Origin of the sequence: Lactonifactor longoviformis, assembly GCF_042848515.1 — a bacterium.
Lineage (GTDB): Bacteria > Bacillota > Clostridia > Lachnospirales > Lachnospiraceae > Lactonifactor > Lactonifactor longoviformis.
Genome location: NZ_AP031453.1, coordinates 3,979,400 through 4,000,482, shown reverse-complemented (window position 1 = coordinate 4,000,482; position 21,083 = coordinate 3,979,400). Strand labels below are relative to the sequence as shown.

Annotated in this window: 17 protein-coding genes; 14 read left to right on the top strand and 3 right to left on the bottom strand. The window is 48.1% G+C overall.

The features are described from left to right. Window positions 1-24: 24 nt before the first annotated feature. From ACGHCT_RS18275 to ACGHCT_RS18250, 6 genes are all read left to right on the top strand, one after another. On the top strand, window positions 25-387 hold the full coding sequence (locus ACGHCT_RS18275; protein WP_072854036.1) for a BlaI/MecI/CopY family transcriptional regulator: 363 nt from the start codon (window positions 25-27) through the stop codon (window positions 385-387). 2 nt (window positions 388-389) lie between these two features. Then, on the top strand, window positions 390-2,405 hold the full coding sequence (locus tag ACGHCT_RS18270) for a M56 family metallopeptidase (protein WP_390437162.1): 2,016 nt from the start codon (window positions 390-392) through the stop codon (window positions 2,403-2,405). A gap of 71 nt (window positions 2,406-2,476) precedes the next feature. Further along, window positions 2,477-3,175 (top strand): response regulator transcription factor, encoded by a 699-nt coding sequence (locus ACGHCT_RS18265; protein ID WP_072854040.1) that lies wholly within the window; start codon window positions 2,477-2,479, stop codon window positions 3,173-3,175. An 11-nt stretch (window positions 3,176-3,186) separates the two neighbouring features. Continuing rightward, window positions 3,187-4,158 (top strand): sensor histidine kinase, encoded by a 972-nt coding sequence (locus tag ACGHCT_RS18260; protein WP_390437161.1) that lies wholly within the window; start codon window positions 3,187-3,189, stop codon window positions 4,156-4,158. A gap of 96 nt (window positions 4,159-4,254) precedes the next feature. Beyond that, on the top strand, window positions 4,255-5,175 hold the full coding sequence (locus ACGHCT_RS18255; RefSeq protein ID WP_390437160.1) for an ABC transporter ATP-binding protein: 921 nt from the start codon (window positions 4,255-4,257) through the stop codon (window positions 5,173-5,175). Further along, complete coding sequence (locus tag ACGHCT_RS18250) at window positions 5,168-5,869, top strand: ABC transporter permease (protein WP_390437159.1); 702 nt, start codon at window positions 5,168-5,170, stop codon at window positions 5,867-5,869. Before ACGHCT_RS18255 ends, ACGHCT_RS18250 begins: the two co-directional genes overlap by 8 nt. Before the next feature lie 16 nt (window positions 5,870-5,885). Here ACGHCT_RS18250 and ACGHCT_RS18245 read toward each other — a convergent pair whose 3' ends face one another. After that, on the bottom strand, window positions 5,886-6,782 hold the full coding sequence (locus ACGHCT_RS18245) for an AraC family transcriptional regulator (RefSeq protein WP_072854047.1): 897 nt from the start codon (window positions 6,780-6,782) through the stop codon (window positions 5,886-5,888). Between the two features lie 328 nt (window positions 6,783-7,110). On the opposite strand from ACGHCT_RS18245, the gene ACGHCT_RS18240 reads away from it, so the two are divergent. From ACGHCT_RS18240 to galE, 3 genes are all read left to right on the top strand, one after another. Further along, window positions 7,111-8,034, top strand: a complete 924-nt coding sequence (locus ACGHCT_RS18240; protein WP_390437158.1) for an NDP-sugar synthase — start codon at window positions 7,111-7,113, stop codon at window positions 8,032-8,034. Window positions 8,035-8,051: 17 nt separating this feature from the next. Then, window positions 8,052-9,182 (top strand): phosphotransferase enzyme family protein, encoded by a 1,131-nt coding sequence (locus tag ACGHCT_RS18235; RefSeq protein WP_072854098.1) that lies wholly within the window; start codon window positions 8,052-8,054, stop codon window positions 9,180-9,182. 97 nt (window positions 9,183-9,279) lie between these two features. Then, window positions 9,280-10,293 carry a UDP-glucose 4-epimerase GalE gene (gene galE / locus ACGHCT_RS18230; RefSeq protein ID WP_072854051.1) on the top strand — a complete coding sequence of 338 codons (1,014 nt, stop codon included), beginning with the start codon at window positions 9,280-9,282 and terminating at the stop codon, window positions 10,291-10,293. 75 nt (window positions 10,294-10,368) lie between these two features. On the opposite strand, the gene ACGHCT_RS18225 is transcribed toward galE, so the two are convergent. Beyond that, window positions 10,369-11,982: a CTP synthase gene (locus ACGHCT_RS18225; RefSeq protein WP_390437157.1), complete on the bottom strand. Its 1,614-nt coding sequence runs from the start codon at window positions 11,980-11,982 to the stop codon at window positions 10,369-10,371. A 257-nt stretch (window positions 11,983-12,239) separates the two neighbouring features. After that, a complete protein-coding gene (locus ACGHCT_RS18220) occupies window positions 12,240-13,718 on the bottom strand; it encodes a DUF1846 domain-containing protein (RefSeq protein ID WP_390437156.1) in 1,479 nt (492 codons plus the stop codon). Between the two features lie 237 nt (window positions 13,719-13,955). On the opposite strand from ACGHCT_RS18220, the gene ftsH reads away from it, so the two are divergent. The 5 genes from ftsH (at window position 13,956) to ACGHCT_RS18195 (ending at window position 20,999) form a co-directional block, all read left to right on the top strand. Next, window positions 13,956-16,010, top strand: coding sequence for an ATP-dependent zinc metalloprotease FtsH (gene ftsH / locus ACGHCT_RS18215; RefSeq protein WP_390437155.1), 2,055 nt, complete (start codon window positions 13,956-13,958; stop codon window positions 16,008-16,010). Window positions 16,011-16,128: 118 nt separating this feature from the next. Beyond that, window positions 16,129-17,115 (top strand): alpha/beta hydrolase, encoded by a 987-nt coding sequence (locus ACGHCT_RS18210; RefSeq protein ID WP_390437154.1) that lies wholly within the window; start codon window positions 16,129-16,131, stop codon window positions 17,113-17,115. 62 nt (window positions 17,116-17,177) lie between these two features. Then, on the top strand, window positions 17,178-19,043 hold the full coding sequence (uvrC, locus tag ACGHCT_RS18205; RefSeq protein ID WP_390437153.1) for an excinuclease ABC subunit UvrC: 1,866 nt from the start codon (window positions 17,178-17,180) through the stop codon (window positions 19,041-19,043). Between the two features lie 72 nt (window positions 19,044-19,115). Then, complete coding sequence (gene hprK, locus ACGHCT_RS18200) at window positions 19,116-20,048, top strand: HPr(Ser) kinase/phosphatase (RefSeq protein WP_072854059.1); 933 nt, start codon at window positions 19,116-19,118, stop codon at window positions 20,046-20,048. Window positions 20,049-20,051: 3 nt separating this feature from the next. Beyond that, complete coding sequence (locus ACGHCT_RS18195; RefSeq protein WP_390437152.1) at window positions 20,052-20,999, top strand: ROK family glucokinase; 948 nt, start codon at window positions 20,052-20,054, stop codon at window positions 20,997-20,999. The last annotated feature ends 84 nt before the right edge of the window (window positions 21,000-21,083 follow it).

The following is a 21,083-nucleotide window of genomic DNA, read 5'->3' as shown; positions in this document are numbered from 1 at the left end:
TTACCGGATAGAGGAGGAAATTGCATGGAATATTATAAACTTTGTGACAGTGATTACCGTTTTATGATGGTAGTGTGGGAACATGCGCCGGTGGGATCAGGAACACTGGTGCAGCTGTGCCGCGAAACCTTGGGATGGAAGAAATCCACGACATACACCGCAATTAAGAAGCTCTGTGAAAAGGGGTACATCCAGAGTGTGGATGCCGTCGTCTCTGTCCTGATCCCCAGAGAAAAGGTGCAGGCAAAGGAGAGCGATTACTTTGTGGAGCGCACGTTTAACGGATCGCTTCCATCCTTTCTCACCGCATTTCTGGGAGACAAAAAGATATCAGAACAGGAGGCGGAAGAACTAAAGAAGCTGATTGATTCCCACAGGGAGGTGTAGCGATGGCAGAAAGATTATTTTTCAGGATCCTGGATCTGGGTGCCATGGGCGGATGTGTGATTCTGGCTGTGCTTGTGATCCGGTGTTTCTTAAGAAAGGCACCCAAGGTTTATTCCTACTGTCTTTGGAGTGCGGCGGCCTTCCGGCTGGTTTGCCCCGTATCCCTGTCTTCCTGGCTGAGTCTTTTTAATCTCTCAGTCTTTGGACCTGGGGAGAGTCTGAATGACAGCGGGCTTATCACCAGGGTTCCTGAGAATGCAGCGGCAAGAGGTACAGCGGAGGTTGTGCGTGGGGCGGACAATCTTACCGGAACGGGCAGCACCGCCGGGGATGTGTTCCGAGTGCAGGGAAACCTGTCTCTGGGACAGATTGGTTCCGCAATATGGATCGCCGGGATAGTGCTGCTTCTGCTTTATGGGGGAATCTCATATTTCAGGGTACAGAAGAAGGTATCCAAAGCTGTCCTTATGCGGGAGAATATTTATGAGTGCGATGAGATTGCTTCGCCCTTTGTCATGGGATTGATGTCTCCAAATATCTATGTTCCCTTTCGGCTGCCCAAGGATCAGATGGAGGTTATTCTGCTCCATGAACAATATCATATCAGACGGAGGGACTACCTGATTAAATTATTTGCATTTGCTCTTCTGGCAGTTTACTGGTTTCATCCGCTGGTCTGGGCTGCCTATTACTGCATGGAGCGGGATATGGAGATGAGCTGTGACGAATGGGTGATCAGGCAGCTGGGAGAGGATGCCAAAGCGGACTACAGTATGGCTCTGCTGTGTTTTGCCACTGGGCGAAGGTTCTCTGTGCCTCAGCCATTATCCTTTGGGGAGAGTCAAACGAAAGGAAGAATAAAAAACATTCTCAGATTCCGAAGACTGGGCGCATGGGCCACAGCAGGCCTTGTATGTCTGTGCGCTGTTCTGCTTGTAATCTGCGGAACCAATGGAATCGGAAAGAAGAATTATATACAGTTTCAGAATCTGCAGCCGTCTGTACTGGAGATCATGCCCGGGGAGTCTTCCACGTTTTCTTACCGTCTGCAGAAAAAAATCAGATCCTTTGCCCTCTATACAGAAGTGTATCATAAAGGCAGTTTATACCAGAGAGAGGTGAAAGTCTGCGGTGGAGTAGGGACGGGAGGTATCCCTTTCCGTGGAACTGGCACAACTGGGTTCTGGGCGGAGGGAAGTCCGGAGGGGGGATACAGCACTGCACACCTGAAACTGCAGTTTTCATCAGAAGATGCAGGTTATGAGCTGGTCAGTGAATTGCCCGGAAATACCTGCAGGGGAATCAGTCTCTCTGTGCTGGAGGCTTCGAAGGAGGCAGACAAAGCTTTTCGCAAGGTGTCGTTTGAACCGGACCAGGACCTGGTGCTGACAGCTGTGAATGCATCGGAGGGCATGCTCCATGGGTACTCCTGCAAAGACTATATGGAGAATCCCTGGGCTGCAGGTGAGAATGACCTTGCCATTTTGTACCGGATCGTTTTTTCAGAGAAAGATCAGGAAGAATTAATGACAAGTCTTGCGATCTCACGGCAGGCCAATGCGCTGTTTGAGGCCAGACATCCCTATCTGGGAGATGCTTCCGCCAATGGGAAGCTGTTAGCGGTTCTCTCCGGCAATGGATATATGCCTGGGGCGGCTTATACTATGGAACTGGAGACAAGCGAGCGCCCTTATGCTCTTCGGGTGGTCTTTAAGGAACCGCTGTCTGACGACCATGAACTGGAGCGGACAATGATGAGAGCCTCGGCCCTGCTGCTGGCCCTGACAGATAATCTGGATGAGGTACAGTGGCAGTATCCCGTAAAAGAGGCCGGGGAGGAAACCCTGATGACAAAATACTGGGAGGAAAGCAGTCTTCCTTTTCTGCAAGAGGGGAGCAGTATCAAAGAGTACGGAAGCTCAGCAAAAAGGGTGCAGGAACTGCTGGATCTGTTTCAGGAAGAGGACATCTCCGTGATAGGCGGCGCAGAGGGTCCGGTGTCGATTTATCTGGAATAGATAACCGTGGTGATTATTTTTCCGATCTGTGTTAAGATAGGAGGGAATGCAGGAGACACGGAGGAGAATCTATGAATCGATCGATTTTAATAATAGAGGACGACGCTGATATCCGGGAGATGCTGGAGGAGGCGCTTGCTCTGCCGGGCTATACTACATCCTCAGCTGCTGACGGGCAGGAAGCACTGGATATTTTTGCTGAGAACACCGGGTATGATTTGCTTGTGCTGGATCTGATGCTTCCCAGAGTGGATGGGCTTACGGTCCTGAAGAAAATACGGGCGGTAAGTACAGTGCCAGTGCTGATACTTTCCGCCAGAAATGAAGAGTATGAAAAAGTGCTGGGACTGGAATACGGGGCAGATGACTATATCACCAAGCCTTTTTCTGTGGTGGAACTCCAGGCCAGGGTAAAAGCTTGTCTGAGACGGAATAAAGAGTATCAGGAGAAGGAGAGCAGTGACGAGGGAAAGATCCGGCTGGGGGATCTTTTGATTGATACGGAAAATCTGACGGCGTCCAAGGGCGGAAGACTGCTGAAACTTACGGCTAAGGAGTATGAACTGCTGAAGCTGTTTGCCCTCCATCCCAGTAAAGTATACACTAAGGTACAGCTCTATCAGGAAATATGGGATGATGAATTTCTGAACGATGAGAATGTAATAAATGTGACCATTCGGCGTCTAAGGGAAAAGATAGAGGATAACCCCTCTCAGCCCCGGTACATTAAGACGGTATGGGGGATTGGGTACAAACTGGGGAGTGAGTAAGGAGGACACATATGGCAGTCATACTTCTGACTATTTTAGCCCTTATATTGGGAACTCTGTGGCTGAGAGCCCAGGGCAGATACAGAAACCAGACAGAGCAGCTTAAGGCCCTCACCAGGGAGCTCGCAGAATACGGGAGCAATGCAAAGCAGGATCAAATCCTGCTTTTTTCTGATGAAAAAGCGATCCAGGAGCTTCTGATCCAAGTCAACCTGCTTTTGGAGCGTCTGTCCCATATGGAACAGATGCAGAGACAATATGAGGAGCAAAGCAGGAAGATGCTGGCGAATATCTCCCATGATCTCAAGACTCCTCTCACTGTTATCTACGGATATTCAGAGATGATACTGAGCAGCCGGGAGAACATGGAGCCGGGGAACTGTGAAAAAATAGAAAAGATCCACCGGAAAACGAAAGATGTGCTCTGCATGATCAATGAGTTTTTTGACCTGGCAAAGCTGGAGGCAGGGGACATTGCCCTGGAACACACCCGGCTGGATATCTGTGAAGTCTGCAGAAATGAGATTATTAATTATTATGATACGCTGAACCGGCCCGGTTTTCGGACCGACATCCGGATTCCGGAGACTCCGCTTTATATAGAAGGTGACAAGCAGGCCCTTCAGAGGATCTTAAATAATCTGCTGCAGAATGCCATGAAATATGGAGCGGACGGCGGCTATCTGGGGCTTTGCGTGAGAGAGAGCTCCGGCACGGTCTTCATCGAGGTTTCTGACAAAGGAAAGGGGATTGTGGAGGAGAATCAGAACCAGGTTTTTGAGCGCCTGGTAACCCTGGAAGACTCCAGAAATAAAAAATATCACGGAAGCGGTCTGGGGCTTACCATTACCAAACGCCTTACAGAGGCCATGGGGGGCCGGATCCGCCTGGAGAGCAGCCCCTTTGTGAAAACTGTCTTCACAGTGGAATTTCCCCTGCGGAAGAGGGAGGGAAATTGTAAGATTCCTAACAGAAAAATGTAAGGAATTTGTTATATATAGAATTTCCTGTACGCTATAATAAACCTCAGATACCCTAAGTTGACAAGGGTAAGTAAATAAGAAAAAGAGGGAGCTGCTATGTCAGATATAATTGTATTAGAAGGTGTGACAAAACAGTATAGGGATGCAGAAGTAGTGAGCAATGTATCCATGCATGTACAGGAGGGAGAAATATACGGCTTTCTGGGTCCTAACGGAGCCGGGAAAACCACGATTATGAAGATGATATTGAACCTGGTAAAGCCTACTATGGGTAATATCCGTGTCTTTCAGGAACCGGTGCTGAACCAGTCCGTCGCCTATCTCAGACAGATTGGCAGTATTATAGAGACACCAGTATTCTACAGCAGGCTGTCTGCCTGGGAGAATATGAAGCTTCACTGCGCATATATGGGGTATTATGATCAGAAAAAAATGGAAGAGACGCTGGAGATGGTGGGGCTGTCCTCCTGCCGGGATAAAGTAGTCTCAGAGTTTTCTCTGGGTATGAAGCAGCGGCTGGGGATTGCCAGAGCAATCGTTACACGCCCCCGTCTGCTCATTCTTGATGAACCTATCAATGGCCTGGATCCTATGGGGATCCGGCAGATGCGTGAGCTGTTGGTGAGCTTGAGGGACAACTGCGGAACAACGATACTAATCTCCAGTCATATTATTACAGAGATTGAACAGATTGCGGATGAGATAGGAGTGCTTGACAAAGGCCGCCTGCTCAGAGAGGTATCTATGAAGGAGATCAGAAAAGATGCCGTACAGTATATAGAGCTGGAACTGGATGATGTGCAGAAGGCGGCTACTGTGCTGGATCACAGATTCCCTGAGCTGAACTTCAGAGTGATTTCTCCGTCCGGTCTCAGAGTTTATGGGATAGAGGATCAGACATTGATAACCAGAGCTTTGGTGCAGGAAAACATTGGAATTCTCAATATGTCCTGTAAAAATGATTCCCTGGAGGATTATTTTATGGACACTGTGATAGGAGGAGGAGAGCATGCTTAAATTAATGAAATTGGAATTTACAAAATTAAAAGTAAGCAGTATTGTGAGGGCGTTTGTGATTATAGCAGCGTCAATCCTTGCTTTTACAATCCTGACAGGATCCATTATTGACGAGGGAGAGCGGATGTTTGATCATGCTGCCCAGATGCTGGCCTTCGGAGAAATTCTCTGCCGGATTTCTTACGGAATCTTCGGCGGTGTGATGTTAGGGAACGTTGTGATTGGAGAATATAAAGAGGGTACGATACAGAACCTATTCACTTATCCTATCTCCAGAAAGAAGATTATGGGATGCAAGCTCTGCATTGTTTTTGGTTTTACCTTTATAACCATACTGGTGTCTGAGATTATTTTTGGTATGGGGATGTTTCTTGCAAACCGCTGGGTTACCATTGTCACAGAGCCAATCACTCTGATGCAGATAATGGGAAGGCTTCCGGGTGCAGTGTTCAGCGCCGGGGCAACTGCGGGACTTAGTATGATTCCGCTCTATTTCGGAATGCGCAAAAAGTCAGTGACGGCTACGATTGTAGCGGGGGTGGTGATCAATAGTCTGGTAAACTCTTCCTTCGGAGGGGATCAGGGGCAGTTATCCCTGTTTTCATTCAGCCTGGTGCCTGCAGCATTGTGTATTCTTGGGCTGGCGATTGCCTACGTTTCCTACCGGGATATCGATAAGAGAGACGTGATATAAAAAGGGGTATAATGACTCATCTGCGCTCCGCCAGTCCTTTTATGGAGGATGCATATTCAGAAGGGGTCATCCCGGCAATTTTTTTAAACTGTCTGGAAAAATAATGTACAGAGGTATACCCCAGATCATCGGAAATCTGTGTAAAGTTGTGATGGTTTTCCCGTATAAGCTGCTTGGCCAGTTCGATTTTGCGGCAGGAAAAATAGTAAATAACCCCGCAGCGGTTCCGCTCCCGAAAAAGCTTCTGGAGCTGGGACCTTCCGATGAGGTTTGCCTTGCAGATCTCTTCAATGGTCATATGTTCCCGGATATGTTCCTCCAGGTAATTGACCACTCTCTGATAGAGTATAGATTCGTTGTGCTGGGTAACAGACTTTACCGGATGGGCGTCCCCTGGGGCACTTTGATCTCCCCGGCGTATCATCAGAAGCAGCATCTGCTCCATATACAGTTTGATCAACTGTTCTGCCCCGAATACTGGCTCTTCGAGCCGCTGCATTTTTTCAGTATAAGGGTTGTCAAAGGGCGGACGGATACAATTTCTGGCTTCGGAAATGATACTGGCCAGCAGCGTCCGTTCGGTCTCTGTAATATCCATGACTCTGTCCCTGAAAAACTCCATGCACCCAGCTTTGCAGTGAAAGGAGATTACCACTAGATTGGGGGCGGTTCGGCCATTTGCTCTCAGCGAGTGAAACTGGTTAGGAGCATGGAAAAATATCTGTCCCCGCTTGAGAATATAGGGGATATCATCTGCCGTGATAATCACTTCTCCTTTATCTACACACACAAGTTCCCAGAAGTCATGGGACTCTCCCGGAAAATCAAAAGTATTCATATATTCAAAGTAATGAATGGTAACGATATTGCATACAGACAGCTCTTCCCTCAGATTAAGCGCTTCGAATGGCATAAAAACCTCCCTACTAGTTTTAAATATAGTATAAGTATAGTCTATCTTTTAATAAAAGACAATTAAAAGGAGAACCAATCGTACAATTTTGTGAATATATCGTATAAAGCATTTTTGTAACAAGCGTATTATACTATCTTATGCAGCAGGAGACAGCCGGCGCCATGGCCGGGCTTTTGTTGCACGGTACCTATAAGATATGATAAACTCTAGAGGATGTTCAAAAGCCGGCGGAAGACTGCAGAGTCGCTGAAGCGCCCCTGCCCTGGACACCCCGGAGCTTGCAGGTATACAATAAAGGAAACAGAATCAATGGAGGTTGGAGCGTATGAAAAAACCAGTATTAGTAATCATGGCAGCAGGTATGGGAAGCCGGTACGGCGGATTAAAGCAGATCGATCCGGTGGACGATCAGGGACATATTATCATGGACTTTTCCCTGTATGATGCCAAAAAGGCCGGATTTGACAAAGTAGTTTTTATTATAAAGAAGGAAAATGAAGCGGACTTCAGGGAAAGTATCGGGAACAGAATGGGCAGGTATATGGAGGTTTCCTATGTGTATCAGGAATTGACGAATATTCCCGGCGGATACCAGGTCCCGGAAGGGAGAGTGAAGCCTTTTGGAACCGGCCATGCAGTGCTTTCCTGCGCAGATACAGTGGACGGGCCTTTTGCGGTTATCAATGCGGATGACTATTATGGACGGCATGCATTCCAGGCTATTTTTGACTATCTCTCCACCCATGAGGATGATGAGAAATACCGCTACACCATGGTGGGATATATTCTGGAAAACACCCTTACAGAGAATGGCCATGTGGCCAGAGGCGTATGTGAGACAGACGAACATGGATATTTGGTTGGGATCCGGGAACGCACCAGAATTGAAAAAAGAGGAGGCCAGGCGGCCTACACAGAAGATGACGGAGCCACCTGGGTGCCGCTGCCGGAGGGAAGCACGGTATCTATGAATATGTGGGGATTTACTCAAAGTATGTTAAAAGAGTTAAAAGAACGTTTTCCTGTATTTCTGGAAAGGAATCTGAAAGAGAATCCCATGAAAGCCGAATTCTTCCTTCCGTCTGTTGTGGGAGAGCTTCTGGAAGAGAAGAAAGCAACTGTTGAGGTCCTGAAATCCTCTGATAAATGGTATGGAGTTACTTATAAAGAAGATAAAGAGGTTGTGGTAGAGGCTGTTAAAAGTATGAAAGCAAAGGGCCTTTATCCGGAGAAGCTTTGGGAGGAGTAGGCGTGGAGCAGGAGATTATGCAAGAGGTAATACAACATTTCCGGTTTCCGGAACATCTGAAAGAGGAGATACCCTACGGCAGCGGGCACATCAATGATACGTTCCGCCTTACCTTTGAGGGGGAGACAGGGAAACCCAGGAGGTTTATCCTGCAGAGAATGAATAAAGAGATTTTTCTGAGGCCTGTAGAGCTGATGGAGAATATTGTTGGAGTGACTACCTGGCTACGCGGCAAGATTATTAGCAATGGGGGGGATCCCGAGAGAGAGACACTGAACCTTGTTCCTGCAGCGGATGGAAACTGTTATTACAGAGATTCCGCAGGAGATTACTGGAGAGCGTATCTTTTTATCGAAGATGCAGTCTGTTATAATCAGGTGGAGAAGCCGGAAGATTTTTATGAGAGTGCCCTGGCATTCGGGCATTTTCAGAGGCTCCTTGCGGATTATCCTGCCAAGACCCTGCATGAGACCATCAAAGATTTCCATAATACGGAGGAGCGTTTTTTAAAACTTCAGAAGGCAGTCCGGGAAGATGTCTGCAAACGGGCAGACAAAGTGAAAGACGAGATTGCATTTGCGCTGTCCAGAGAAAGCCTTGCCCACACGCTGTGCAGAATGCAGAAAAACGGAGAGCTTCCCCTGCGTGTTACCCACAACGACACGAAACTGAATAACATTATGATGGATCGGGCTACAGGAAAAGGGATCTGTGTAATTGATCTTGACACGGTTATGCCGGGACTGGCAGTGAATGATTTTGGGGATTCTATCCGCTTTGGCGCCAGCACCGGCGCAGAGGATGAGCGGGATCTCTCGAAAATTTGGTGCAGCCTGGAGCTTTTTGAGGCTTATACCAAAGGGTTTCTGGAAGGATGCGGAGGGAGTCTGACGCATGAGGAGATATGTATGCTCCCGGATGGGGCCATTACCATGACCTATGAATGCGGCATCCGGTTTCTGACAGATTATCTGTCCGGAGATACGTATTTTAAGACGCACAGAGAGGGACAAAATCTGGACCGCTGCAGGACGCAGTTTAAACTGGTGGCAGACATGGAACAGAAGAAGCAGCAGATGTACGAGATAATAGCAAACTATGCAAATATAAAACAACATAAATGTTTTAAAACAAATTTAATAAAATAAATATTCGGATTCAGTTGTTATTCTTTCTTATCCGTGATAGAATGATTAAGAAATTAAGAGACAATCTATAAAACTGCAGATGAAGGAGGAGTTTATTATGGCAATATTAGTAACCGGCGGTGCAGGCTATATCGGAAGTCATACTTGTGTAGAGCTGTTGAATCAGGGGTACGAAGTAGTTGTGTTGGATAATCTTTACAATTCCAGTGCAAAAGCTCTGGACAGAGTGGAGCAAATCACAGGAAAAAAAGTGAAATTTTATGAAGGCGATTTGCTGAACCGTCCGGATATTGAAGCAGTGTTTGACAGAGAATCTATTGATTCTGTCATCCATTTTGCAGGGCTCAAAGCCGTGGGGGAATCCGTGTCCAAGCCTCTGGAGTATTATCACAATAATATTACAGGAACCCTGCTGCTGTGCGATGTAATGAGAAACCACGGCTGCAAGAATATTGTCTTCAGTTCCTCCGCTACTGTATACGGGGATCCTGCATTTGTTCCCATAACAGAAGAGTGCCCCAAGGGAAAGATTACCAATCCTTACGGACAGACCAAAGGAATGCTGGAACAGATCCTCACAGATCTGCATGTAGGCGATCCGGAATGGAATGTAATTCTGCTCCGGTATTTTAATCCCATCGGTGCCCATGAAAGCGGTCTTATCGGTGAAGATCCCAAGGGGATTCCCAACAACCTGGTGCCTTACATTGCCCAGGTGGCTGTGGGCAAACTGGAATGTCTGGGCGTGTTCGGGGATGACTATCCCACACCGGACGGAACAGGCGTAAGAGATTATATTCATGTGGTTGATCTGGCAGCAGGCCATGTAAAGGCAATTCAGAAGCTGGAAACTGCTAAGGGTGTTATGATTTACAATCTGGGAACGGGAATCGGCTACAGTGTGCTGGATGTGGTGAAAGCTTATGAAAAAGCCTGCGGTAAGAAAATACCGTACCAGATTAAGCCAAGGCGGGCCGGTGATATTCCTACCTGCTATGCAGATGCGGCAAAAGCCAAAGAAGAACTGGGCTGGGAGGCCAAAAGAGGAATCGAAGAAATGTGCCGGGATTCCTGGAAATGGCAGTCTATGAATCCTGATGGATACAGATAAAAAGAAACTAAAGGACGCCGGGAAACAGAAGGAGAACTTCTGCTTCCCGGCGTCTTTTGCATATCCAGAAGAATATTACGGCTGCTGTTCCTTTCTGTCTACAGATGCCTCAACAAACCCGCGAAACAGGGGATGGGGCCTGTTGGGCCTGGATTTCAGTTCCGGATGAGCCTGGGTTCCGAGGAAGAAGGGGTGGTTTTTCAGCTCTATCATCTCTACAATTCTGCCGTCGGGGGAGGTGCCGGAGAGGGTCATGCCGTATTTGGTCAGGTCGTTCCGGTAATCGTTATTCACCTCATAGCGGTGCCGGTGACGCTCATATATGATTTCTTCCCCATACAGCTCATAGGCCTTTGAGGATTTGTCCAGGACACAGGGATAAGCTCCCAGACGAAGTGTGCCGCCGATGTCCTCAATTCCATTCTGATCCGGCATGAGATCTATGACAGGGTGTATCGTATGGGGATCCAGTTCTATGCTGTGTGCATCCGAATATCCTACTACATTGCGGGCATATTCCACGATGGACAGCTGCATGCCCAGGCAGAGGCCCAGAAATGGTACCTTGTGTTCTCTGGCATAGCGGATTGCAGTGATTTTGCCCTCAACGCCCCGGTCCCCAAAGCCGCCGGGAACCAGGATGCCGTCCGCTTCTGAGAGAATAGATTCAGCATTTTCGGGCGTTATCTCCTCGGAATCCACCCATCTCAGATTTACGGTGGCGTGACTGGCGATCCCTCCGTGCTTGAGGGCCTCTACTACACTGATGTAGGCATCGTGCAGCTGGATGTATTTTCCCACCAGGGCAATGGTGACTTCCTTCGTGGGATGGCGCAGAGCCTCAACCATTCCTCTCCAGTCAGCGAGATCCGGTTCGGGACACTTCAGATTGAGACACTCGCAGGCTACCTGGGCCAAATTTTCTCTTTCCATGGCCAGGGGCGCTTCGTACAGGTACTCTACATCCAGATTTTGCAGGACATGGCTGCTTGGAACGTTGCAGAACAGGGCAATTTTATCTTTAATCCCCTGGTCCAGCGGAAGTTCAGAACGGCAGACGATAATGTCAGGGCGGATCCCCATACCCTGAAGCTCTTTAACACTGGCCTGGGTGGGTTTCGTTTTCATCTCGCCGGAAGCCTTCAGATACGGAATCAGAGTAACATGGATTAGGATGGCATTCTCCCGCCCTACATCGTGCTGAAACTGACGGATTGCCTCCAGAAAAGGCTGGCTTTCAATGTCTCCCACCGTGCCGCCCACCTCAATGATAGCGATTCTGGTCTCTTCAGAGGTATCATTGCGGTAAAACCGGCTTTTGATTTCATTGGTGATGTGGGGAATTACCTGGACTGTGCCGCCCCCAAAATCTCCGCGTCGTTCTTTCTGCAGGACAGACCAATAGATCTTACCTGTTGTGACGTTGGAGTTTTTATCCAGGCTCTCGTCAATGAAACGTTCGTAGTGGCCCAGATCCAGGTCAGTCTCCGCGCCGTCATCAGTGACAAAAACCTCCCCGTGCTGTATGGGATTCATAGTTCCCGGATCGATATTAATATAAGGATCAAACTTCTGCATGGTGACTTTGTAGCCCCGGGCTTTTAACAGCCGTCCCAGAGACGCCGCAGTGATTCCCTTACCCAGGCCGGATACTACCCCGCCGGTTACAAATACGTACTTTACTGGCATGATTTCCCTCCTTTGGAAGACAGCCCCTTTGGGGCTTCTCATCAGAGAAGTCCCGGCAGCTGAAAAGCCTGTCATGCTGCCCTCGCAGATGATCGGCTGTTTCAGCAAATTGCCGGGACTCCATTGTCCTAGTGAATGCTTTTAAATTTTAAAATAACGGAAAAAATTATACACCACATGTGCGGGAAAATACAAGTGCTTTTCGTAAAAAAATTAAAGTCAGACAATTACCAGCAAGCAGCACCCTTGGGGGTGTTCTAGTGGTAGATCCGCTTGTTCTCGTATTTTGCCTCGGAAGTCAGCTGCACAGACAGTTTTTTAAATTCCTTTAAATCTACATCCGAAAGCATAACAGAAGTATGGGCCTGGCAGTCCTTTAATTTTGGAAGCTGCTCTAAGGCCAGCTCTGCATTGGAATCAGTCGCCGCACTGATGGACAGGGCGATCAGGACTTCGTCGGTATGAAGACGGGGATTCCGGCTTCCCAGATATTTTGTCTTAAGCTTTTGAATGGGTTCTATGGCAGCAGGGGAAATCACGTGAACCTTATGATCAATACCGGCCAGTTCTTTTAGTACATTCAGCAGCAGAGCAGCGGAGGCTCCGAGAAGATTAGAGGTCTTACCAGTGATGATGCGTCCGTCGGCCAGCTCCAGGGCGGCAGCAGGGGCACCGGTTTCCTTTGCGTGCTCCACGGCCACAGCGACCACTTTTCTGTCATCCGTGGTTATATGGGCCTGTTTCATAAGAAGCTCGATTTTATAGGCTTCTTCTTCCAGACGGGTGCCGTCGGCCAGACCGTTCAAAGCCTGATAATAGCGCCGGATAATTTCCTGGCAGGAGGCTTCCCTGCAGACCTCATCGTCGGAAATACAGTTTCCAGCCATATTGACACCCATGTCCGTGGGGGACTTGTAGGGGCTGGAACCGTAAATTTTTTCAAATATGGCGTTGAGTACAGGAAAGATTTCTACATCCCTGTTATAATTAACGGCTGTTTTATTGTAAGCTTCCAGGTGGAACGGATCAATCATATTGACGTCATTGAGATCCGCAGTTGCAGCCTCATAGGCCATATTCACGGGATGCTTCAGGGGAATGTTCCAGATGGGAAAGGTCTCAAACTTTGCGTATCCTGCATGGATGCCCCGTTTGTGCTCGTGATAGAGCTGGGACAGGCAGGTCGCCATCTTACCGCTTCCCGGCCCCGGGGCAGTGATGACTACCAGAGGACGAGTGGTCTCGATATATTCATTTTTGCCGTACCCGTCGTCACTTACGATTAACGGTATATTGCTTGGATAGCCCTCAATAGAATAGTGGATATATACCCGGATGCCCAGCTTCTCCAGACGCATCTTAAAGAGATTGGCGCTGTTCTGCCCCTGGTACTGAGTGATTACAACGCTTCCCACATACAGGCCCTTTTCTTTGAATGCATCCATCAGGCGCAGCACATCGGAATCATAGGTGATTCCCAAATCCCCTCTGATTTTATTTTTCTCAATATCCCCGGCGCTTATCACAATCACCAGTTCCGCCTGGTCTGAGAGCTGCATCAGCAGGCGCAGCTTGCTGTCAGGTGCAAAACCGGGAAGGACTCTGGCGGCATGATAGTCATCAAAAAGCTTTCCGCCGAATTCCAGATATAATTTGTTGTCAAACTGATTAATTCTTTCACGGATATGTGCAGACTGCATATCCAGGTATTTTTGGTTATCAAATCCAATTTTCATTTGCTTTTTTAACCTCTGTCTCCCTAAGATATTATAAAAGTAGCAGGCATAAATGCCTCAGATTTTAGTATACTACAGGTTAGATTGTTTTTTCTACCCATTACCGTAAAAATAGATGTCGATTTTCATTGGATTTTAGAAAAGTTTAAGAAAAGTGTCTTCTTTTTCACAATCTGGTTATTGATTTATAGCCGGTCTGTCCTTATAATAGAAGAGACAAGAATGAGGAGGAAGGAAATGGACCAAAATAATAATCAGAATCCTAATAATAACAGGAATAACGGACCAGGCGGACCGAAGAATAGACAGACGTTGCTGATGCTCCTGATTTGTATTCTTATTAGTTTGGCATGTATGAGTTTCTTCGGCAGCATGCAGAAGGATCTCACCTCCAGAGAAATCTCATATAATGAGTTTATTTCTATGGTGGATAAAAACGAGATCAGCAAGGTACAATTGAAATCAGACACACTGACCATCATTCCCAAGAAGCAGTCGAATCCTAACCTTGAGGTTACCTACTACACGACCTTGATGGAAGATGAAACAGCTCTTACAGAACGTCTGGCAAAATGCGATGCGGAGTTTTCCAAAAAGCCCCCGGATCCGGCATCTACGATACTGTACAGTATCCTGAGTTTTATCATTCCTTTTGTATTATTATTGCTCGTACTTAATTTCTTCATGCGCCGGATGAACAAAGGCGGCGGCATGATGGGCGGCGTAGGAAAGAGTAAGGCAAAAGCATATGTGCAGAAAGAGACAGGAGTTACATTCAAGGATGTGGCGGGGCAGGATGAGGCGAAGGAATCTCTCCAGGAAGTAGTAGATTTTCTCCATAATCCGGGGAAATATACGGCAATCGGGGCAAAGCTTCCAAAAGGGGCCCTTCTTGTGGGACCTCCGGGAACCGGTAAGACACTGCTGGCAAAGGCGGTAGCCGGGGAGGCACACGTTCCGTTTTTCTCACTGTCAGGTTCTGACTTTGTGGAGATGTTCGTGGGAGTGGGAGCTTCCCGTGTCCGGGACTTGTTTGAGGAGGCAAAGAAGAACGCTCCCTGCATTATTTTCATTGATGAGGTGGACGCTATCGGCAAAAGCCGTGACAGCCGTTACGGCGGCGGAAATGACGAGCGGGAGCAGACCCTGAACCAGCTTTTAGCTGAGATGGATGGTTTTGATACTTCCAAAGGGCTTTTGATCCTGGCTGCCACCAATCGTCCTGAGGTTCTTGATCCCGCGCTTCTGCGCCCGGGACGTTTTGACCGGCGTGTAATTGTAGACCGCCCGGACCTGAAAGGGCGGGTTGATATCCTGAAAGTACATGCAAAGAATGTGGCATTGGATGAAACCGTAGATTTGGATGCTATTGCTCTGGCTACCTCTGGGGCGGTTGGCTCCGACCTGGCAAATATGATTAATGAGGCGGCTATCCTGGCAGTGAAAAAGGGAAGGCGTGCAGTATCCCAGAAGGATCTGTTTGAAGCGGTGGAAGTGGTGCTGGTAGGTAAGGAGAAAAAGGACAGAATCCTCAGCAAGGAGGAACGAAAGATTGTCTCTTACCACGAAGTGGGCCATGCGCTGGTAAGTGCTCTGCAGAAGCACTCTGAGCCGGTGCAGAAGATCACGATTGTGCCCCGTACCATGGGAGCCCTGGGCTATGTTATGCATGTGCCTGAGGAAGAAAAGTATCTGAATACCAAAAAAGAGCTGGAGGCGATGCTGGTGGGATATCTGGCAGGCCGTGCTGCGGAGGAACTGGTGTTTGATACAGTGACCACCGGAGCGTCCAATGATATTGAGCAGGCCACAAAGGTGGCCAGGGCGATGATTACCCAATATGGAATGTCCCAGAGATTCGGGCTTATGGGACTTGCTGATGTGCAGAGTCAGTATTTGGACGGAAGAGCGGTTCTGAACTGCGGCGATGCTACAGCCACGGAAATTGACCATGAAGTAATGGAACTCCTGAAAAAGTCTTACGATGAGGCAAAAGGCCTGCTGGCCGAGAATCGGGAGGTAATGGATAAAATTGCTGAATTCCTGATAGAAAAAGAAACCATAACCGGGAAAGAGTTCATGAAGATTTTCAGGGAGGTCAAAGGCATTCCTGAACCGGAAGGGGAGGAAAATAAGGAATACCGTATTCTTCAGAAGGAAAGTAAAGGGGCCGAAAAGACTTTGGAGCCTGCAGAAGAAGAACAGGCAGAGGTTTCCCCGGACCAGGGACAGGAGGACAGAACGGAAGATATCCCGAAATCAGAGGAAAAAGAGACAATCACAGAAGACTAAAAATATCATAAGAGCCGGAGCATATATGTTCCGGCTCTAAATGTCTGTATCCGTATCGCCCAGATGAGATAAAAGTAAGGCCCCGGGTATTTGAGAAAGGACTTAAGAGAGATACAAAATGAAGAAAAAGTGGATAAAGAGAATAGGCATTGTATTTACAGTTCTCCTTGTATTACTTTTTGCGGCTGCGTATATACTTGTGGATGTAGCTCTGGTGCCGGCTTCTATGGAAAAGACCCAGGCGTTTGAGGATATTACGGAAGAAAGTGTAGCAGCATTGGTACACACAGATGATATACAGGAAAACCGATCCAAAGCTTATAGTAAAACGGAGGTATGGCTGTCGGCTGCACCCCAGGAGGAACTGGAGGCAGAGTCAACGGACGGCTATAAACTGAAGGCCAGAGTATTTTATCAAAAGGAGGAGAGCCATAAGTGGGTGCTCCTGCTTCACGGGTATACAGGCTGGAAAGAAGAGATGAATCCCATAGCCTGCGAGTATGCCTTAAAAGGATATCAGGTACTTACGCCCGATATGCGCTGCCAGGGGGAGAGCGAAGGTGATTTTATCGGTATGGGATGGACGGACAGGGCGGATAATATGATATGGATCCGCTACATATTGCAGCAGGATCCCCAGGCGGAGATCGTGATTCACGGACAGTCTATGGGGGCCTCCTGTGCGCTGATGATGTCGGGGGAGAAAATGCCAGACAATGTAAAGGCAGTGGTCTCAGACTGTGCATACACAGATGTGTATAGTATCTTTAAGAAGCAGATCAGGGAATGGTTTCACCTTCCGCCGTTTCCCCTTCTGGATGCTGCCAATGTGGTGCTGCAGATGCGGGGAGGCTACAACATAAAGGAAGCATCTGCGGTGGAACAGGTCAGGAAAACCAGCCTGCCGGTGTTGATTATACACGGGAGCGAGGATGCATTTATTCCTGTGGAAATGGCGAAAGAGCTGTATCAGGCGGCAGCAGGGGAAAAGGAATTATTAATCGTAGAGGGTGCAGGGCATGCCCAGTCCCAGGATAAGGATCCGGAGGCATATTACGGAGCCGTATTTTCATTTACAGACAATTATGTATCGGGAGGAGAATAACCTGGTTTTACGGGCACTATCCTCCGGGAAGAAGGCCTTTCAGGCAGATAGAGGAGAGCAGTATGGATTTGGAAGAGGAATTAAAAAAACTGCCGGCAAAGCCCGGCGTGTATATCATGCATGATAAGAAGGATGCAATTATATATGTGGGAAAAGCCGTCAGCCTGAAAAACCGGGTGCGGCAGTATTTTCAGTCCAGCAGGAACAAGGGCGCTAAAATTGAGCGTATGGTGACGCAGATTGAGCGTTTCGAGTATATTATTACAGATTCAGAGTTGGAGGCGCTGGTCCTGGAGTGTAATCTCATCAAAGAGCACCGGCCAAAATATAATACGATGCTTAAGGATGATAAGGGATATCCCTTTATCAAGGTGACGGTGAATGAAGAGTTTCCCCGGGTACTATTCTCTCACCAGATGAAGAAGGATAAATGCCGGTATTATGGCCCTTATACCAGTGCAGGGGCGGTGAAGGATGCAGTAGAGCTTTCCAGAAAGCTGTATCATCTGAGATCCTGCAACAGGAATCTCCCCAAGGATATCGGAAAGGAACGTCCCTGTCTGTATTATCATATTAAACAGTGCAATGCCCCCTGCCAGGGCTACATTTCCAAGGAGGAATACCATAAACAGGTAGAGAAGCTTCTGGACTTTCTGGGGGGGAACAGTAAGCCGGTAATCCGGGAGCTTGAGGAAAAGATGAAGCAGGCCGCAGAGGAGATGAATTTTGAGGACGCTGCCCAGTACCGTGATCTGATCCAAAGCGTAGGCAGGATCCAGGAGCGCCAGAAGATAACGGATCAGCATGGAGATGACAAGGATGTAATCGCTGTGGCAATGGACGGGGAGGACGCGGTGGCTCAGGTATTCTTTGTCCGGGACGGACGCTTAATCGGAAGAGATCACTTTTATATCAGGGTGGCAGAGGGCGACAGCAGAGCCTTGGTGGTCTCCAGCTTCCTGAAACAGTTTTATGCAGGTACGCCATATATTCCAAAGGAAATTATGCTCCAGGAAGAGATAGAGGATCAGGAAATCATAGAGGAATGGCTTGGCAAACGGAGGGGCCAGAAGGTTAGACTGAAAGTGCCGAAAAAGGGGACAAAAGAAAAGCTGGTGGAGCTGGCTGCCCAGAATGCCTCGCTTGTTTTAAGTCAGGATCGGGAAAAGATAAAACGGGAAGAGGGGAGAACCATAGGGGCAGTCAAAGAGATCTCCCAATGGCTGGGACTTCAGGAGGTAAACCGGATAGAAGCTTTTGATATCTCTAATATCAGCGGGTTTCAGTCTGTAGGATCCATGATTGTCTATGAAAAGGGAAAACCAAAGCGCAGTGATTACAGGAAGTTTAAAATCAAATGGGTGAAGGGCGCCAACGATTATGCCAGTATGGAGGAGGTGCTTACCCGCCGGTTTACTCATGGAATTGACGAGCAGGAAGAGCAGAAGGAGAAAAAACTGGAACGGGAATACGGAAGCTTTACTAAATTTCCTGATTTGCTTATGATGGATGGGGGAAAGGGACAGGTAAATATTGCCCTGGAAGTTCTGAACCGCCTGGGTCTGGAGATCCCGGTATGCGGCATGGTAAAAGATGACAAACACAGAACAAGGGGGCTGTATTTTAATAATACAGAGATTCCAATTGACCGGTCTAGTGAAGGATTTAAATTGATTACCAGAATCCAGGATGAAGCCCACCGGTTTGCAATTGAATATCACCGGTCGCTGAGAAGCAAGGGGCAGGTTCATTCTGTCTTGGATGATATTGAGGGAGTAGGGCCTGCCCGCAGAAAGGCGCTGATGAAGTACTTCAAGGGCCTGGAACCTATCAGGGAGGCATCCCTGGAGGAGCTGGAAAAGGTGCCTTCTATGAATGCGAGAAGTGCACGCCAGGTGTACGCATTTTTTCATGAAGGAGAAGATTAGCAATTGGATTTCTTGAAGTGAAAGATCGTATGTGGTAGAATAAAATCTAAGAAATCGCAAAGGAGAGCACATATGAAAGGTGTAGAACTTAAAAAAATGGTGCAGGAGCTGGGGCTTTATAATGCAACCCCTGATATTGATATGTCTGAGATAAGGATTACCCTTCCTGATATTAACCGGCCGGCCCTTCAGCTGACAGGTTATCTGGAGCATTTTGAAAACGAGAGGGTACAGATTATCGGATACGTGGAATACACATATCTTCAGCATCTTACCCGGGAAGAAAAAGTTGCTGCCTATGAAAGGTTTGTGTCCAGCAAAATTCCCTGTGTGGTGTTCAGCACGATGACACATCCGGATGAGGATATGCTTCGGCTGGCTGAGAAGTATCAGGTACCTACCTTAACGGTAGATAAGACAACCTCAAATTTTATGGCGGAGATTATCCGCTGGCTGAATGTTCAGCTGGCTCCTTGTATCTCTGTCCACGGTGTGCTTGTAGATGTATACGGAGAGGGCGTTCTCATCATGGGTGAGAGTGGGATTGGCAAGAGCGAGGCAGCTCTGGAGCTGATTAAAAGAGGACACCGCCTGGTAAGCGACGATGTTGTGGAAATTCGGCGTGTCAGTGATGTGACACTGGTAGGCTCTGCCCCTGATATTACCAGGCATTTTATTGAACTGAGGGGAATCGGAATTATAGATGTAAAAACCTTGTTCGGTGTAGAGAGTGTAAAGGACACCCAGGCCATTGATCTGGTAATTAAGCTGGAGGAGTGGAGTAAGGATAAAGAGTATGACCGACTAGGACTGGAGGAGGAATATACAGAATTCTTGGGCAATAAAGTAGTGTGCCATTCTCTGCCCATCCGTCCGGGAAGAAATCTCGCTGTGATAGTAGAATCTGCTGCAGTGAACCACAGACAGAAGAAGATGGGATATAATGCGGCAAAAGAACTGTACAAGCGGGTACAGGAGAATATTGCGAAAAAGAGGGAGGATTAATGTATGGCACAGTATTGTTTTGGCATTGATGTAGGCGGTACGTCAATCAAGTGCGGACTATTTGACACCAGTGGGAAGGTACTGGACAAATGGGAGATTAAGACCCGTGTTGAGGAAGGGGGAAGGCACATACTGCCCGATGTGGCAGCGTCCATTCTTCAAAAAACAAAGGATGCGTCCATCCCTGCAGAGGATGTGGCAGGGATTGGAATCGGTGTTCCCGGGCCGGTGAATGAAAATGGAGAGATCCCCTGTGCGGTAAATCTCCATTGGGGACAAAAGTGTATAGAGGAAGAACTGAGGACTCTTTCCGGATACCCTGTCAAAGCGGCAAATGATGCCAATGTAGCTGCCCTGGGTGAAATGTGGAAGGGCGGCGGTGAAGGAGCCAGAAACATGATTCTGGTTACGCTCGGAACTGGTGTTGGCGGAGGAATTATCGTAAACGGCAGGATTGTAGCCGGTGCCCACGGTGCAGGAGGGGAGATTGGACATGCCTGCGTGGATCCCAACGAAGAGGAAGCGTGCAACTGCGGCGGCCACGGGTGTCTGGAACAGACCGCGTCGGCTACGGGAATCGCCAGAGTGGCTCGCAGGATGCTCGCCCAATCAGAAAGAACGTCTGTACTGCGAGGACAGGAGATTACTGCTAAAGCAGTCTTTGACGCCTATAAGGAAGAAGATCAGCTGGCGGCAGACATAGTTTCTGTCTTTGCAGACTGCCTGGGCCGGGCGCTGGGGAGCTTTTCCTGTGTGGTAGACCCCGAGGTGATTGTAATTGGGGGAGGTGTTTCAAAGGCCGGGGATGTATTGATACAGGCGATTGAAAAGAGCTATAAGAAATATGCCTTCAGTGCCTGCAGGGACACTCCGCTGGTTCTGGCGAAGCTGGGAAATGATGCGGGTATCGTGGGAGCCGCAAAGCTCATACTGGATGCTGTGGAGAACTAATTGTAACCGCAATTTGGGCGCCTTGCAGACCGATGCACGGGATACGAGAAAACAAAGGACATTGCGCTGACAAACGCAATGTCC